We start from the raw sequence: 16,184 nt of genomic DNA, 5'->3' as shown, positions 1-16,184 counted from the left end.
ATCCGCCCCCGGTTCCGCGACACCCACTCCTGCGAACTGCTCGGCAGCGACTCGCCGTCGAAGCGCCCGTGCGCCCCGTAGTCGTGACCGTGCGGCCCGTCGGCCGGAGTCCACAGGTTGCCGTGGCCGTCGTAACGGGCGTATCGGGCCGCCTCTTCTCGTTCCCGCCCGGCTTCCTGCTGGGCGTCGAACCCCGTACGGGCCAGATAGCGGTCGAGGAGACCGGGGGCCACGGCGTTGGCCACCAGCGTGGCGACCGTGGAGCCGCCCACCCAGTACTCGCGGCGCCGCGGATGCGCGGCCGCGTGCACGATGGCCCGGGCGGCTACCTCCGGCTGGTAGATGGGCGCGACCGGACGGACCCGGCTCGGCATACGGCTCAACACCCAGTCGAACTGGGGGGTGTTGACCGCGGGCAGCTGCACCATCGTCGTCCGCACCCGCGAGCCTTCGTGCAGCAGTTCGCAGCGCACCGACTCGTTGAAGCCCTGGATGGCGTGCTTGGCCCCGCAGTACGCCGACTGCAACGGAATCCCGCGATACGCGAGCGCCGAACCGACCTGCACGATCGCGCCCCGGTCGCGCGGCAGCATGTGCCGCAGCGCGGCCCGGGTGCCGAACACATAGCCCAGGTACGTCACTTCGGTGACCCGGCGGAACTCGTCGGGCGTGATCTCGGTGAACGGCGCGTAGACCCCGGCGAAGGCGTTGTTGACCCAGATGTCGATCTTGCCGAAGGCATCGACGACCCGCTGGGCGGCGTCCTCCACGGCCTTGGCGTCGGCGATGTCGACGGAGACGACGAGCGCCTCACCGCCGGCCTGCGTCACCTCGTCCGCCGCGGCGGCCAGCCCGTCGCGGCCCCGGGCGAGCAGGGCCACCCGGTCGCCACGGGCGGCGAAGGCCCGGGCCGTGGCCCGGCCCACGCCCCCGCTGGCCCCGGTCACCACGACTGCTCTGCGGCGCGCCACGGCTCACCGGGCCCGGTGGTGCGGTGCTTCGGGATCCGCGGGCCCGCCCTGCGTGGGCGGGGGCGGCGGCGCTCCGGCACCGGGTGCGCCGGTCGCTCCGCCCACGCCGCCGGGCGCGACGGGCGGCACCGGCGGGTACGCGGACGAGCCCGGCGCGGCGGGCGTCGTACCGCCGACGACCCCACGCTCACCGTGGTCCGCGGCGGCCTGCTCCGGGATGGGCTGAGTGGCCGAGGGCTGGGAGGCCGAAGGCCGGGCCGCGCCCCGCAGCACGTACGCCATCGCGCCGAGTACGACGGCGGTGATCAGTGCGGCCGCCCAGTCGGGCAGGCCGAGCGCGAGGAGCAGCCCGAGCGTCAGGGCCAGGGCGGCGCCCGCATAGAGGGCGACGGCTCCGGACGCGGCGTACAGGGCGGCGGCGCGGCGCTGTTTGCGGGTCTGCTCACGCAGTTCGTCGCGTACGGCGTCCCGGGCCACCTGCGCCAGTTCGTCGACCAGATTCTTGTCCAGGTGTTCCAGGTGATCGATGCGGTCCATGGCGGCCGGGTACCCGCGCCCCCGCAGCCGTAACGCCGTCCAGCATCCGGCACGCCACCCGGGATCCGGCCGAAACGATCTCGTTCCCGGCGTGCCCCAACTAGGCTCGTCGGCATGGAGATTCTGGGAGCCACGCTGCGCATCTGCGTCGAAGACCTGGACGCTACGGTCCCCTTCTACGAGAAGCTCGCGGGCGGCAGAGCGATGCGCTTCGAGCGCGGCGGTGTCTCGGTCGCCGCGGTCGGCTGCTTCCTGCTGATGAGCGGACCGGAGGCCGAACTGGAGGTACTGAGGAAGGTCGCGGCGACCATCGCCGTGAAGGACGTCGACGAAGCCCGTCAGGTCCTCACCGACTCGGGCGCCCAGGTCCTCGCGGGTCCTGTGGCCACCCCGGCGGGCCGCAACCTGATCGCGCTGCACCCGGACGGCACGGTGTACGAGTACGCGGACCGGAACGCACCCGCGTAGCGGCCCGCTCTCAGGTCAGCTCGTCCTCCCCGAAGTCCTCCTCGTCCCTGATCCGCATCGCGTCCTCCTCGGCCGAGAGCCCGCGGGTCGTGCCCTCCTGGGCGTAGACGTCCTGGTTGCGCGGCAGATCGGGGTCCGGCTCGTCGTAGAGCAGCCCGGCCCGTTCCTCGGGCGGACCCGGTTCACCCTCGGCATCGACCTCGGGCTCCTCATCCGCGAGCCGCTCGTCGAGCGTTTCCCGTTCGATCACCTCGTTCACGGTGGTGTCCCGTTCCTCGGCGATCGTCGGCTCGTCACCGGCCACGGGCAGCTGCTGCGGATCACTCGACTCCTGCTGCTCGGGCGTACCGTCCTGCATGTCCGGCATGCCCTCGTCCTCGGGGTCGGCCCCGGGATCGTGCGGCCTGGTGTTCATGGGATCCGCCTCCTTCCCGACGTGCGGGATCACCGGGTTCCCATGGGCCGCCCGGTTCACACCGGAGACGGGAGTCAGAGCGGGGCGTCCGTGAAGGCGGCGGCCACGATGTCGGCGAGCAGCGCGCCCGCCGTGCCCTCGGGGTCCAGGTCGGGGTCGTAGATGGTGACGTTGAAGCCGACACAGTGCGGTGAGTTCACCAACGGGCGCAGCAGCGCGACGAGTTCGTCGGGCAGCAGTCCGTCGGGGTCGGGGCTGTCGACGGCGGGCATGACGGACGGATCGAGTACGTCGGCGTCGAGGTGCACCCAGAATCCGCCCACATGCGGCGCCTCGAACGACTGGGCCGCCGCCCGCGCCAGGGCATCGGCACCCCACTCCCGCAGATCACCGACGGTCACCGTGGGGATCTTCAGCGCGGCCAGTTCGGCACGCTCCTCGTCGTAGTCACGGATGCCGAAGAGTCGTACGTCCTCGTCCTTGAGGTAGGGCCTGAGGCCCTCCAGATTGGTCAGGTCCTCCTGCCCGCGCCCCGTGCCGAGCGCAAGCTCCTCCCCGCCCGCGGCTCCGATCCGTTCGGAGTTGCCCGGATGCCGGAAGTCCGCGGAGCCGTCCACGGCCGCCAGCCCAAACCGTCCGATGCGACGCAGCGCGAGCGAGGCGCCGAGCTGGATGGAGCAGTCGCCGCCGAGGACGACCGGCAGGTCCCCGGCGCGTACGTGATGCTCGATGCGATCGGCCAGCTTGCGGGTGTACGCGGCGATCGCGGCGGCGTTGAAGACGCCGTCGCCCTCCTGCCAGTCGCCCCGGTCGTAACGCGGCGGTACGACCACCCCGCCCTCCATCGCGCCCAGCCGCTGCACGATGCGCTGCTCGCGCAGGGCGCCGGCGAGCTTGTAGCAGCCGGGCACCGTTCCCGGGGCCGGTGGCCGAAGGCCCAGGTTGGACGGGGCGTCCAGGACGACGAGGTTGCGTATCGGGCTCACCTTCGCACCATATCCGCGGTGAGGGCCCAGCGTTCGTGATCCCGCCAGTCGCCGTCGATGAAGAGGAAGTCCGGCGAGAAGCCCTCTAGCCGGAAGCCGCAGCGGCGGGCGAGGGCGATCGAAGCGGCGTTGTTCGGCTGGACGTTGATCTCCAGCCGGTGCAGGCCGAGTCTGCCGAACGCGTACCGTACGACCAGGTCGAGGCCCTCGGTCATCAGGCCACGGCCTGCGGCGTGGGCGAAGGCGCCGTAGCCGAGGGCGCCGTTGAGGAAGGCGCCTTCGACGATGTTGTTGATGTTGATGAACCCGGCGATGTCGCCTCCGCTCGTTTCGCAGACCAGGTAGCCGGTCTTCGTGGGGTCCTCGAGGAGGCGTTTCGCGTACGCGGTGTAGGCGGCGGTGCCGGTGGGTGGGAAGAGCCACGGGTGGTGCAGGTCTTTGCTTTCGCGCGCGCGGGACGTGAACTCGACGGCGTCGTCGTAGCGGTAGTGGCGTATGCCTACGCGGGTGCCTTCGGCGAGGTAGCGGTTCGGTTCTGGCACCTCTCCACGGTAGCGCTCCGCTGGTTGTGCGGTTCGGACTCCTTGCACTGACCGCTCGCTACAGCAGTGCGGGTTCCTCCAGTGTCAGGCTTGCCCTCTCCGCGTCCAGCTCCGCTCGTACCCCGAACGGGATCGTCAGCGCGCCCTCGCCGTGGCCGAAGCCGAACTCCTCCGTGATCGGGATCCGCAGGCCGCCGAGCCGGTCCATCAGCAGGGCTCGTACCTCGGCGTACGGGGCGCACTCCGCCCAGGAGCCGAGCAGGATCCCGGCGGCACCCTCGAACCAGCCGGCGCGCAGGAGTTGGGTGAGGTAGCGGTCCAGGCGGTACGTGTCCTCGGCGATGTCCTCCAGGCAGAGGAGGCCGCCTTGTGCCGAGGGGCGGGCCCACGGAGTGCCCAGGTCGGCCGCGAGGAGCGAGAGGCAGCCGCCCAGGAGGACGCCTCGTGCCCGGCCCGGCGTAAGGGCACGGCCGGTCGACGTGATCGTCTGGACCGACTCCGGCTCGAAGAGCGTCGCCCGCAGGTGCTCCTGTGCCCGCGCGTTCTTCAGGAAGTCGACGCCCGCGACCATCGGCCCGTGCAGCGTCACGAGCCCCATCCGCGTCGCGAACGCCTCATGCAGCGCGGTGATGTCGCTGAAGCCCAGGAGCACCTTGGGGCCCGCGGCCCGCAGCGCGTCCCAGTCGAGAAGGTCGACCATGCGCTGCACCCCGTAGCCGCCGCGGGCGCACAGCACCGCCTCCACGGACGGATCGCACCAGGCGAACTGGAAGTCGGCGGCCCGGTCGGCGTCCGTGCCCGCCAGGTACGCGAACTCCGGGTGCCGGTCGAGGACATGAGACCCCACGACCGGGTCGAGGTCCCAGCCGCGCAGGATGTCGAGGCCTGCCTCGAGCCGCTCCTCGGGGACCGGACCGCTGGGCGCGACGACGGCGACATGGGCGCCGGGGGCCAGTCTGCGGGGGCGTACGAGGGGCTTCACTTGGTGAGCTCCAAGGTGGGGATGCCGGCTGGATTGAGGCCCAAGACCTGGGCGTACAAGGAGAGTTCGGACTCCAGGACGCGCACCATCGTGTCCGCGCGCCGGAAGCCGTGGCCCTCGCCCTCGAAGGCGATGTACGCGTGCGGCACCCGCCGCCCCTCCGCCTCCATCCGGGCCAGGAACCGCTCGCACTGGGCGGGAGGGCAGACGACGTCGTCGAGGCCCTGGAGCAGCAGGAAGGGTGCGGTGATGCGGTCGGCGTGCTCGGTGGGCGATCGTTCGGCGTACCGGCCGGGTACGTCGGCGAAGGGTCCGACGAGGGTTTCCAGGTACTGGGACTCGAAGTCGTGCGTCCCTTCGGCGCTCCAGCCCGCGAGGTCGAGGATGGGGTAGAGGATGGTTCCGCAGGCGTAGACGTCGGTGCTCGTCAGGGACGCGGCGGCGGTCCAGCCGCCCGCGCTGCCGCCCCGGATGGCGAGCCGGTCGCGGTCCGCGGTGCCCTCGTCGGCGAGCGCGAGCGCGACGGCGGCGCAGTCCTCGACGTCGACGACGCCCCACTGCTCGCGCAGCCGGTTGCGGTACGCGCGGCCGTGGCCGGTGGATCCGCCGTAGTTGACCTCGGCGACACCGATGCCGCGGGAGGTGAAGTAGGCGATCTGCAGGTCGAGGACGAGCGGGGCGCGGTCGGTGGGGCCGCCGTGGGCCCAGACGACGTAGGGCGGGAGTTCGTCGCCGGGGGCGACGCAGGCGGGGTGGTGCGGCGGGTAGATGTGGGCGTGGATCTCGCGTCCGGCGGGGCCGGTGAAGGTGCGGATCTGCGGTTCGGGGTAGTACGCGGGGTTCACGGGGTCGTCGTGGGCGTCGCCGATGACACGGGCCTGGCGGGTGCCGGCGTCGAGTTCGACGACCTCGTACGCGCTGCGCGGGCTGGCCGCGATGCCGAGGACGCGACTGCCGTTCGCCGCGAGGTTCGGCGCGAACTCGGTCCACGGTCCCGCTGTGTCCACGACCTCGCCGGTCTCCGGGTCGAGGATGCCGAGCGCGGTGGCGCCACGCCCGTGCACGACGGCGATCAGTCCGTCCGCGAGGGGGGCGAACCAGCGTCGGCCGATCTTCCACAGGGGGCCGCCGAACTCCTCCTCGCGCCTGCAGAGGGGTCGGCCATCGCGGTAGAGATTCCACCAGCCGGTGCGGTCGCTGGAGTACAGCAGGGACCCGTCGGCGGCCCAGTCCACCTGGGCGATCGACTCGTCGGTACCGCCCGCTGCCGACCGGGCGCCGTGGAGGGTCCCGTCGGCGGCCACGTCGGCGAGCATCAGTTCCGTACCGTCCCACGGCATCCGCGGGTGGTCCCAGGCGAGCCAGGCGGCTCGCCGTCGGTCGGGCGAGAGGCGGGGGCCGGTGACGAACTGGTGCCGGTCGTCGATGAGTTCGCGTACGGCGCCCAGGTCCTGCTCCGCCGAGCCGTCCAGCGGCACGGCGGCCACGACCCGGCGCACGTCGGTGGGCCCGTCCCCGGTGAACTCCTCGAGTACGCACCAGACTTCGCCCCGCTCCAGGTGCAACTGCGGGTCCACCCAGCGCAGTCCGCCGCCCACGAGCGACACGGGCGTGAGGGGGCGCGGTTCGCTGTCGGGGGCGGCGGGCTCGTACACGTACAGCCGCTGGTCGACGAAGTTGACGAAGACGATCAGCGGGCCGGTGTCCAGCATCGTGCCGGTCCAGGGCTGCCCGCCGTACTCGATGACCCGGCTGCGCACGTTCCACGGAGCTGGCAGCACCGACTCCTCGCTGCCGTCGGCACGACGGCGCACCAGCGTACGGCGACCGGCCTCCTTGGGCCGGGGCTCGGTCCACCAGGCCTCGTCGCCGACGAAGCCGACGTACTCGGGGTGCCCGTCGTGCGCGGCGGCGAGCGACGCGTCGATGGGCGAGGGCCAGGAACCGTAGGCCAGGGTCTGCACGATGTCCCCCATTTCGCCGGCTAGGCGGCGCGCAGGAAGCGGTCGAGTACCCGGACGCCGAAGTGCAACGCCTCGATCGGTACGCGTTCATCGACGCCGTGGAACATGGCCTGGTAGTCGTAGCCCTCGGGGAGCTTCAGCGGAGTGAACCCGTATCCGGTGATGCCGAGGCGCGAGAACTGCTTGGCGTCCGTGCCGCCCGACATGCAGTACGGCACGACATGCCCCTCAGGCGCGAACTCCTCGACGGCGGCGCGCATCCTCGCGTACGTCGGTGAGTCCAGCGGTGCCTGGAGGGCCACCTCGCGGTGGTGGAACTCCCACGCCACGTCCGGCCCGGTGAGTTCGTCGAGCGTCGCGCGGAACTCGTCCTCGTGGCCCGGAAGATAGCGTCCGTCGACGTACGCGACGGCCTCCCCCGGGATCACGTTGACCTTGTAACCGGCGTTCAGCATGGTCGGGTTGGCGCTGTTGCGGACGGTCGACTCGACGAGCTTCGCCGCCGGGCCGAGCTTGTCCAGCAGCCCGTCCACATCGTCCAGGTCGGGCTCGATGCCGTACAGCGCGGCGAGTTCGACGAGAGCCGCGCGGACCGTCGGCGTCAGCCGCGGCGGCCACTCGTACGCGCCGATCCGCGTGATGGCGGCGGCGAGACGCGTGACCGCGTTCTCCCGGTTGACCTTGGAGCCGTGCCCGGCCCGGCCGCGCGCGGTGAGCTTCAGCCAGCCGGTGCCGCGCTCCCCGGCCGCGAGGGGATACAGCTCCTGCCCGGCGCCGTCGTGGAAGGTGAACGCCCCGGACTCGCTGATGCCCTCGGTGCAGCCCTCGAAGAGCCCTCGGTGCTGGTCCGCGAGGAAGCCCGAGCCGTCCTCGGCGCTCGCCTCCTCGTCGGCGGTGAAGGCGATGACGAGGTCACGGCGGGGGCGTACGCCGTCGCGCGCCCACTGCCGTACGACCGCGAGGATCATCGCGTCCATGTTCTTCATGTCGACCGCGCCCCGCCCCCAGACGACCCCGTCCCGCACCTCCCCGGAAAACGGGTGCACGCTCCAGTCCTCGGCCTGCGCGGGAACCACGTCCAGATGACCGTGGACGAGCAGCGCTTCGGCGGACGGGTCGCTGCCTTCGAGGCGTGCGACGACGTTCGTACGCCCCTTTGTGCGCTCCAGCAGCGTCGGCTCAAGGCCCGCCTCGGCGAGCCGCGCTGCGGCGTACTCGGCGGCGGGCCGCTCCTGGCAGTCCCCGCCCCCGCGGTTGGTCGTGTCGATACGGATGAGGTCGGAGGTGAACTCCACGACCTCGTCCAAAGCCTGCTGGTCAGCCATACTGCTCCTCCACGGCGGCCGAGACGATCGTGGTGACCGCCTTGAAGGCCCGGATCCCCTCATACATCGCCGCGCTGGTGTACGCGACCTTCCGCTCCCCGATCTGGTCCACACCCGGCACGACGGTCGCCGCCAGGGCCAGATGCTCGGCGTCGAACTCCAGCGCCACGGTGAACGGGCCGCCGTCCACGGGCTCGTACCGCACGGCGAGCCCGACCGCCTCCTTTGCCGCCGCGCGGATGTCGGCCGCGGTCCGCGCGGGCGTCCGGCACACCGCGGCGTACCGCGAGACATGGTCCTTGACGGCGACCTTCAGCGCCTCGGGCGCATAGCCGAGCGCGTCCTCGCAGGCCACGTCGTCGCCCGTGACGAGGACGACGGGGACGCCGTACTCGGCGACGACATGCGCGTTGAGCAGGCCCTCACTGGCGCGTACGTCGTTGATCCACACGCCAGTGATCGAGTTGGCGAGATAGGTGTGGGCGAGCACCCCCTCCATGCCCGCCCCCGCGTGATAACCGACGAACGCGATGCCGTCGACATCCCCGTGCTGCACGCCTTCCACCATGGACAGCGACTTGTGCCGCCCGGTCAGCATCTGCGCCCGCTCGTCCAGCCGCTCGAGCAGCAGATTGCGCATGGTCCAGTGCGCCTCATTGATGAGGACGTCGTCGGCACCCCCGTCGAAGAACCCGAGCACGGCGGCGTTCACATCCGAGGTGAACATCGCCCGGCAGCGCTCCCACTCGGGCGTCCCCGGCAGCACATCGGCCGGCCAGGTCACGCCGGTGGCACCCTCCATGTCGGCGCTGATGAGGATCTTTACCATCCCCTAGTTGTATCGCAGACGGCAGAGCGGCCACACGGGCGCACCCCGCTGTGGGGAACGGGGACGGGTGACCGCCGACGTCGGCCGGAAAACAGCGCCCGTGGCAACGCGTACTGGCGGCCCCCGTGGGGCCTTTGCTAGCAAGGGGGGCCGGTGGAACGACCGGCTGGGCACGTTGGTGTGTGACAAGGGGGCGCCTTGGGCGCCCACGAGGGGGTGCGCGTCGGCGTTGCACGCTGGTCCTGACACGCACGACGACGACCCGGCGGACGGCACGTCACCCGTCGACCGCACCTACCCGGAGGCCCGGTGACGCCCACCACCGCGGAGCCGAACCTCGCGGACAAGCGGGCGGAGCGTCAGGACTTCCGCCGGATGTGGCTGGGACAGAGCATCAGCCTGATCGGCGACCAGATCTCCTTGTTCGCCCTGCCCAGTCTGGCCATCCTGGTGCTGAACGCCAGCGAGCCGCAGGTCGGGGTACTGCACGCGATGGCCACGATGGCGTTTCCCGCGCTGGGCCTGTTCGCCGGCGCGTTCATGGACCGGGTGCGCTGCCGCCCGTACATGATCGCGGCCGATCTCGTGCGGCTGCTGCTGTTCGCGACGGTCGCTGTCCTGGCGTCGACCGGCCTGCTCGACCTGTGGCTGCTGTATGCCGTGGCGGCGCTGGCCGGCGTGTGCACGGTCATGTTCGACGTCGGCTATCAGACACATCTGCCCCGTCTCGTGGGCCGCGACCTGCTGCCGCTCGGCAACGCTCGCCTGGAGATGTCCGCGAGTGTGGCCCGCGCCGGCGGCCCGGCCCTGGCGGGCGCGCTCATCCAGTTCCTCGGGCCGGCCCTTGCGGTGGCCGCCAATGCCGCCAGTTTTCTGGCCTCGGCTGCCGGTCTGTTCGCCGTCCGCAAGCCCGAGTCCGTCGTGCCGGACCCCACAGCCGAGCCGTGGCGCAGGCAGATCCTCCAAGGCGCACGGCACCTATGGCGCACCCCGGTGCTGAGGTGGCTCTCGGCCGCCGCCGCGCTGCGCAACTTCAGCATGGCCATGGTCGACACCGTCCTGCTGCTGTTCCTCTACCGGGCGCTGGACCTCGGCCCCGCGTCGGCCGCCACGGTGCTGACCGCTGGGGCCCTGGCCGCGGTCCTCGGCGCCGCCGTCAGCCGTGTCCTCGTCGAGCGGGTGGGCGCCGGTCCCGTGCTGCTCGCCACGGTCACCGAGGGCATCGTCTGGGCCGCGGCACCCTTGGCCCTGGTGACCGGATCGAGTCTGGTCGTCATCGCCGTCGCCTTCGTCTCCGCGCTGTGGCTGCCGGTGTGGAACGTCACCGTCACCACCCTGCGCCAGCTGATCACCCCGCCCCACCTGCTGGGCCGGGTGCACGCCGCCGCCCGCACCGTCAACCTGTGCACCATCCCGCTGGGATCCGTGGCCGGTGGGCTGCTCGCCGGCTGGGCGAGCGCCCACTGGGGGGAGCGTGGCGGGCTGGGTGCCGCGCTGGCCCTGGCCGGCCTGTGCACCGCCACCGGAGTGCCGTTCCTGCTGCGCAAGGAGATACGGGGACTGCACCAGCCGGCTCCAACCGCCGAGGACATCCGCTGACGACTGCATCCGAGGCTCTGCCGGCACGGCAACGGGCTGTTCGGGCTGTCCGTTGCAGCCGCATGCCGCATGTCCCCCGCCTGTGCGGCAGCCGTCGTGACGCCACACCGTGACCTGTCCGGCGGTCAGTGCACCGGTCGTCCGGCGGCCCACAAGCCGCGCACGTGCCCGAGATGCCGGGTCATGACCGCACGTACCGCGTCCTCGTCGCGGGCCGCGAGCGCGTCCAGGATCTCCAGGTGCTCCTGGGCGGAGTCCTCCAGGCGGTCCGCCTCGACCAGCGTCTGGAGGCCGTAGAGGCGGGAGCGCTTGCGGAGGTCGCCCACCACCTCGACCAGATGGTCGTTGCCGGCGAGCGCGAGCAGGCCGAGGTGGAAGCGGATGTCCGCCTCGACGTACGCGATGAGGTCGCCCGCGGCGGCGGCCGTGACGATCTCCTGCGCGGCGGGGCGCAGGGCCTCCAGGGCGACGGGGTCGGCGGTGGTGGCGAGCCCGGCGGTCGTGGGGATCTCGATGAGTGAGCGGATGTGGGTGTATTCGTCGAGCTGTTTCTCGGAGACGGCGGTGACCCGGAAGCCCTTGTTCGGCACGGTGTCGACCAGGCCCTCCCTGACCAGATCGAGCATGGCCTCCCGTACGGGCGTCGCCGAGACGCCGAAGCGGGCGGCGAGGGTCGGCGCGGAGTAGACCTCGCCGGGCCGCAGTTCCCCGGCGATCAGCGCGGCACGCAGGGCGTCGGCGACGCGCTCGCGGTAGTTGCGCTTCTGTCCCGCCAGGGTGGGCAGGTCGGTGGCGCTGGTGCGCTGGGCGGGCATCGGGAGGTCTCCTTGCGGTTTACGACGTACGACGAGGTACGACGGCGTACTACGCCGTACAGGCGGGCGGCGGGGCTCAGAGGACGAACCCGGCCGGGAACGGGTCGGACGGGTCGAGCAGGTACTGGGCGGTGCCGGTCACCCAGGCACGCCCGGTGAAGCTGGGCAGCACGGCCGGGATCCCGGCGACCTCGGTGGTCCCCAGGAGCCGCCCGGTGAACCGCGTCCCGATGAAGGACTCGTTCACGAACTCGGTGTGCAGCGGGAGTTCACCACGCGCGTGCAACTGCGCCATACGCGCGCTGGTCCCGGTACCGCAGGGTGAACGGTCGAACCAGCCGGGATGGATGGCCATCGCGTGCCGCGAGTGCCGGGCGTCGGAGCCCGGGGCGACGAAGTGCACGTGATGGCAGCCGTGGATGGAGGGATCCTCGGGATGGACGGGCTCTGCTTCCGCGTTGATGGCGTCCATCAGGGTGAGACCGGCGGCGAGGATGTCGTCCTTGCGGGCCCGGTCGAAGGGCAGCCCGAGCTGGTCGATCGGCAGGATCGCGTAGAAGTTCCCGCCGTACGCCAGGTCGTATGTCACGGTCCGCCCGTCGGCGAGGGTGACCTTGCGGTCGAGGCCGACGGCGTACGACGGCACGTTCTGGAGGGTGACGGCCTTCGCGGCCCCGTCCTCCACGGCGACTTCGGCGACGACGAGTCCGGCCGGGGTGTCGAGGCGGATGGTGGTGACCGGCTCGACGACCTCCACCATGCCGGTCTCGACGAGCACGGTCGCCACGCCGATCGTGCCGTGTCCGCACATGGGCAGATAGCCGGAGACCTCGATGTAGACGACGCCGTAGTCACAGTCGGGGCGGGTGGGCGGCTGAAGGATCGCGCCGCTCATCGCCGAGTGCCCGCGCGGCTCGTTCATCAGCAACTGCTTGATGTCGTCGCGGTGTTCACGGAAGTACAGGCGCCGCTCGTTCATGGTGGCGCCCGGGATGGTGCCGATGCCGCCGGTGATCACCCGGGTCGGCATGCCCTCGGTGTGCGAGTCGACGGCGTGCAGGACGAGTTTGCTGCGCATGACCGGCCTCCTCCTTATGCGAGCCCTGCCGCGACGGCCTTCTCGGTGGCCGCACGCACGACTGCCTCCTGCTCCGGCAGCAGCGGGACGCGCGGCGGGCGTACCGGACCCCCGTGCCGCCCCGCGATATCCATGGACAGCTTGATGGCCTGCACGAACTCGACCTTCGAGTCCCAGCGCAGCAGCGTGTGCAGCTGCCGGTAGAGGGGCAGCGCGGTGTCGAGGTCACCCGCCACGGCGGCCCGGTAGAGATCGACACTGGCTCGGGGCAGCGCGTTCGGATAACCGGCCACCCAGCCCTTCGCGCCCGCGATCGCCAGCTCGACCAGCACATCGTCGGCGCCGATCAACAGGTCGAGTTCGGGGGCGAGTTCGGCCAGCAGGTAGGCGCGCCGGACATCGCCCGAGAACTCCTTGACTCCCTGGATGTACCCCTCGCCGTGCAGCTTCGCGAGCAGTTCGGGTACGAGGTCCACCTTGGTGTCGATGGGGTTGTTGTACGCCACGATGGGCAGCCCCGCCTGCGCGACCTCGGCGTAGTGGGCGAGGACCGAGCGTTCGTCGGCGCGGTAGGCGTTGGGCGGCAGCAGCATCACCGCGCGGCAGCCGGCGTCGCGTGCCTGCTCGGCCCAGCGGCGGGACTCGGCGGACCCGTAGGCGGCGACCCCGGGCATCACGCGCTCCCCGCCGATCGCGGCGACGGCCGTCTCGACGACCTTGGCGCGCTCCTCGGGGGTGAGCACCTGGTACTCGCCGAGGGAGCCGTTCGGTACGACGCCGTCACAGCCGTTCGCGACGAGCCAGGCGCAGTGCTCGGCGAACTTGTCGTAGTTCACGGAGAGATCGTCGTCGAGGGGCAGGGCGGTGGCGACGAGGACGCCGCGCCAGGGGCGGTGGTCGGTCATGAGGGTCCTATCTCGGTGGGGTCGGTGGAGTCCGTGTGGTGCCGGTCGAAGTCGGTTCCGGCGAGCACGCCGAGCGGTACAGGCCGGGCGAACGGCCGCCGAGAGGGCTGGAACTCGCACCTCGCGAGCCCAGCCACCGCCGGTCCGCACATCCGGCCCTGGCACCAGCCCATCCCGGCCCGGGTCAGCAGCTTCACGGTGCCTACGTCACCGGCGCCCAGCTCGCCCGCGGCCTCCCGGATCGCGGAGGCGGGCACCTCCTCGCAGCGGCAGACGACGGTGTCGTCGGTGACCTGCTCGGTCCAGTGGGCGGGCGGGGCGTAGACAGTGTCGAGGATGGCGAAGAACTCCCGCAGTCCGCTACGGGCCTTGGCGGCAGTCTCGTACGAACGCGGGTCGGGAGTACGGGAGTTGAGCCGGGCGGCGATCGAGAGTCCGGCGATTCTCCCCTCGGCGAGCGACAGTACGGCGCCGCCGATCCCGGTGGTCTCCCCCGCCGCCCAGACACCCGGCACATCGGTGCGCTGCTCGTCGTCGACGGCGACGCCCGTCCCGTCGAGCCGGCAGCCGAGCGCCTCGGCGAGGTCGGTGTGCGGCAGCATGCCGTGCCCGACGGCGAGGGTGTCGCAGGCGATACGCCGCTCGGTGCCGGGCAGGACCCGCCCGTCACCGTCGAGAGCGGCAACGGTCACGGCCTCGACCCGTTCGCTGCCGTGCGCGGCGACGACGGTGTGGCGGACGTGGACCTTCACGCGCCGCCGGGCCAACTCGGCGGCGTACCGGGCACCTTCGGCAAGCTTGGCGGGATGGGCGGCCAGCACTCTGGCGTGCCGCACGAGGACCTTGGGGTCAGCGGCCTCGACGAGCGCGGCGACCTCCGCCCCGGCCGCCGCGAGCCCGGCCGCCACCGGCATCAGCAACGGCCCGGTCCCGGCGACCACGGCCACACGCCCCGGCAACACGAGCCCACCCTTGAGCATGGCCTGCGCCCCGCCCGCGGTGACCACTCCAGGGAGGGTCCACCCGGGGAACGGCAGGACCTTCTCGTACCCACCGGTGGCGAGCAGCACGGCGTCGGCACGAACGGCGACGGGCTGCTCCTGCTCGGGACCAAGGAGGGCGTGCACGGTGAAGCCGTCGGACTGCCCTTCCACAAACCACACGTGGTGGTCCGTCAGATGCGCAACACGACCTCCCGCGACGTGCGCCGCGAGGCCATCACGCAGCCGTTCCCAGGTACGCCACTGATGGTGCAGCACCTGGGGCCGCCGGGCGCCGAGCGCTGCGGCGGACTGCCGGTAGAACTGCCCGCCGGCCTCCGCCGCGGAGTCGATCAGACTCACACGTACACCCCGCGCGGCAGCGGCAAGCGCGGCAGCGAGCCCCGCAGGACCCGCCCCAACCACCGCGAGGTGTGGCCCCTCAGCCATGGTGCCCACGATGGCCGGTCCCTTCCTGCGTACGGATCACATCGCCGGCCTCCGCCCGCACCAGACAAGCGCGTTGGTTCGCCCGCCCGTTGACGGTCACCAGACAGTCGAAGCAGACCCCGATCCCGCAGAAGACACCGCGCGGCTCACCGCTCCCCCGGGTCGTACGCCACGACGTGATGCCCGCCGCCCAGAGCGCGGCGGCGATCGTCTGCCCCGGCAGGACGGTGAGCTGACGGCCATCGAAGGTGACGCTGAAGGCAGGACCGGGCCGGGCGTCCACCAGCTCCGGCGGAGTCCTTGGAGCTCTCACAGGCCCTCCTCAGGGAATCGATCAGGACGGAACGGAGTGAGGTCGAGATCCGGGCTCTTCTCTCCCAGCACCTGAGCGATCAAGTGCCCGGTCCCTGTGGCAAGTCCGATCCCCGCCCCCTCATGCCCGCAGGCATGGAAGAGCCCGGGCACCCGAGCATCCGGCCCGATCGCGGGCAGATGATCAGGCATGTACGGACGAAACCCGAGGTAGGCACGCATCGCCCGCACCCCCTCCAGGAACGGAAACAACCGCGTGGCCCCCGCCGCCAGCGCCCGCGCGACCGGCAGCGAGAAGGCCCGGTCGAACCCGACCCGTTCCCGACTGGACCCGATCAACACCGGCCCGGCGGCCGTCCCTTCGACCACCGGCGAGGTCTGCAACGCCGCCGAGTCACTGGCCACGTCGGCCACATAGTCAGCGGCGTACACCTTGTGCCGCACGGTACGAGGCGGCAACGGCTCGGTGACGAGAACGAACCCGCGCCGAGGCAGCACAGGAAGGGAGACACCGGCAAGCGCGGCCAGCTCCCCGCCCCAGGTCCCGGCGGCGTTCACGACGGCGGGCGCATGAATCTCCCCCTCAGAGGTACGCACTCCCCGCACGGCCCCCGCCCCCGTACGCAACACTTCGGTGACCGCACACCCCGTCCGCAACAAGGCCCCCGCAGCCCGCGCAAGCCGTACGACATGGGCAGCGGCAAGGGTGGGCATGACCTGGGCGTCCTGCGGATACAGCACCCCGCCCGCGAGCCCCTTCGCCAACTTCGGCTCTACGTCGTGGAGTTGACCAGCTCCAACCGCCACGGCCTCGACCCCGGCCGCCCGCTGCCCATCAGCGAGCCCTTCCAAAGCCATGAGCCCCTCCGCCGAGGAGGCAACAACGAGCCCACCCTTGAGGTCGTACTCAACAGCCGCAGCGATACCGGGCTCACCGGCGAGCTCACCCCACAACCGCCCGGACAACAGAGCAAGTTCAAGCTCAGGCCCAGGCTCCTTGTCGGAAACGAGCAGATTCCCCTCACC

Annotated in this window: 17 protein-coding genes; 2 read left to right on the top strand and 15 right to left on the bottom strand. The window is 71.6% G+C overall.

Annotated features, from left to right (window positions below; genetic code table 11):
* Together G6048_RS39365 and G6048_RS39360 are read right to left on the bottom strand one after the other, a co-directional pair.
* Nucleotides 1-950, bottom strand: a 950-nt coding sequence (locus G6048_RS39365; protein WP_408056217.1) for an SDR family oxidoreductase, incomplete at its 3' end; no start/stop codon positions are given.
* Nucleotides 951-974: 24 nt separating this feature from the next.
* Nucleotides 975-1,508: a phage holin family protein gene (locus G6048_RS39360; RefSeq protein WP_165344396.1), complete on the bottom strand. Its 534-nt coding sequence runs from the start codon at nucleotides 1,506-1,508 to the stop codon at nucleotides 975-977.
* A gap of 114 nt (nucleotides 1,509-1,622) precedes the next feature.
* Here G6048_RS39360 and G6048_RS39355 point away from each other — a divergent pair, with 114 nt between their 5' ends.
* Complete coding sequence (locus tag G6048_RS39355) at nucleotides 1,623-1,976, top strand: VOC family protein (protein ID WP_165344395.1); 354 nt, start codon at nucleotides 1,623-1,625, stop codon at nucleotides 1,974-1,976.
* Between the two features lie 10 nt (nucleotides 1,977-1,986).
* Here the strand turns inward: G6048_RS39355 and G6048_RS39350 are convergent, their stop codons facing one another.
* From G6048_RS39350 to G6048_RS39320, 7 genes are all read right to left on the bottom strand, one after another.
* Complete coding sequence (locus G6048_RS39350) at nucleotides 1,987-2,391, bottom strand: DUF5709 domain-containing protein (RefSeq protein ID WP_165344394.1); 405 nt, start codon at nucleotides 2,389-2,391, stop codon at nucleotides 1,987-1,989.
* A 74-nt stretch (nucleotides 2,392-2,465) separates the two neighbouring features.
* Entirely contained in the window at nucleotides 2,466-3,368 is a 903-nt protein-coding gene (locus G6048_RS39345) for an arginase family protein (RefSeq protein ID WP_165344398.1), read from the bottom strand.
* A gap of 5 nt (nucleotides 3,369-3,373) precedes the next feature.
* A complete protein-coding gene (locus tag G6048_RS39340; protein WP_165344393.1) occupies nucleotides 3,374-3,919 on the bottom strand; it encodes a GNAT family N-acetyltransferase in 546 nt (181 codons plus the stop codon).
* A 58-nt stretch (nucleotides 3,920-3,977) separates the two neighbouring features.
* Nucleotides 3,978-4,901 (bottom strand): S66 peptidase family protein, encoded by a 924-nt coding sequence (locus tag G6048_RS39335; RefSeq protein WP_165344392.1) that lies wholly within the window; start codon nucleotides 4,899-4,901, stop codon nucleotides 3,978-3,980.
* The gene (locus G6048_RS39330) at nucleotides 4,898-6,877 is read right to left on the bottom strand and encodes a prolyl oligopeptidase family serine peptidase (RefSeq protein WP_165344391.1); all 1,980 of its coding nucleotides are present in this window, start codon (nucleotides 6,875-6,877) and stop codon (nucleotides 4,898-4,900) included. Before G6048_RS39330 ends, G6048_RS39335 begins: the two co-directional genes overlap by 4 nt.
* An 8-nt stretch (nucleotides 6,878-6,885) precedes the next feature.
* Complete coding sequence (locus G6048_RS39325) at nucleotides 6,886-8,190, bottom strand: M20/M25/M40 family metallo-hydrolase (RefSeq protein ID WP_165344390.1); 1,305 nt, start codon at nucleotides 8,188-8,190, stop codon at nucleotides 6,886-6,888.
* Nucleotides 8,183-9,019, bottom strand: a complete 837-nt coding sequence (locus G6048_RS39320) for a M55 family metallopeptidase (RefSeq protein ID WP_165344389.1) — start codon at nucleotides 9,017-9,019, stop codon at nucleotides 8,183-8,185. Before G6048_RS39320 ends, G6048_RS39325 begins: the two co-directional genes overlap by 8 nt.
* A gap of 309 nt (nucleotides 9,020-9,328) precedes the next feature.
* On the opposite strand from G6048_RS39320, the gene G6048_RS39315 reads away from it, so the two are divergent.
* Nucleotides 9,329-10,618 (top strand): MFS transporter, encoded by a 1,290-nt coding sequence (locus tag G6048_RS39315; RefSeq protein ID WP_165344388.1) that lies wholly within the window; start codon nucleotides 9,329-9,331, stop codon nucleotides 10,616-10,618.
* 125 nt (nucleotides 10,619-10,743) lie between these two features.
* Here the strand turns inward: G6048_RS39315 and G6048_RS39310 are convergent, their stop codons facing one another.
* The 6 genes from G6048_RS39310 to G6048_RS39285 all read right to left on the bottom strand — a co-directional run.
* Entirely contained in the window at nucleotides 10,744-11,433 is a 690-nt protein-coding gene (locus tag G6048_RS39310) for a GntR family transcriptional regulator (RefSeq protein ID WP_165344387.1), read from the bottom strand.
* Between the two features lie 76 nt (nucleotides 11,434-11,509).
* Nucleotides 11,510-12,511 carry a proline racemase family protein gene (locus G6048_RS39305; protein WP_165344386.1) on the bottom strand — a complete coding sequence of 334 codons (1,002 nt, stop codon included), beginning with the start codon at nucleotides 12,509-12,511 and terminating at the stop codon, nucleotides 11,510-11,512.
* 14 nt (nucleotides 12,512-12,525) lie between these two features.
* A complete protein-coding gene (locus G6048_RS39300) occupies nucleotides 12,526-13,416 on the bottom strand; it encodes a dihydrodipicolinate synthase family protein (RefSeq protein WP_165344385.1) in 891 nt (296 codons plus the stop codon).
* Nucleotides 13,413-14,846 carry an FAD/NAD(P)-dependent oxidoreductase gene (locus G6048_RS39295; RefSeq protein ID WP_165344384.1) on the bottom strand — a complete coding sequence of 478 codons (1,434 nt, stop codon included), beginning with the start codon at nucleotides 14,844-14,846 and terminating at the stop codon, nucleotides 13,413-13,415. Before G6048_RS39295 ends, G6048_RS39300 begins: the two co-directional genes overlap by 4 nt.
* A complete protein-coding gene (locus tag G6048_RS39290) occupies nucleotides 14,839-15,159 on the bottom strand; it encodes a (2Fe-2S)-binding protein (protein WP_165344383.1) in 321 nt (106 codons plus the stop codon). The genes G6048_RS39295 and G6048_RS39290 overlap by 8 nt, the downstream gene beginning before the upstream one ends.
* Nucleotides 15,156-16,184: NAD(P)/FAD-dependent oxidoreductase (locus tag G6048_RS39285; protein ID WP_165344382.1), on the bottom strand; the 1,029-nt coding region annotated here is incomplete at its 5' end. The genes G6048_RS39285 and G6048_RS39290, both read right to left, overlap by 4 nt.

It is taken from the genome of Streptomyces ureilyticus (assembly GCF_011045025.1).
GTDB classification, from domain to species: domain Bacteria; phylum Actinomycetota; class Actinomycetes; order Streptomycetales; family Streptomycetaceae; genus Streptomyces; species Streptomyces ureilyticus.
The sequence above is the reverse complement of the archived record's forward strand: the minus strand, read 5'-3'. Positions and strand labels throughout refer to the sequence as shown.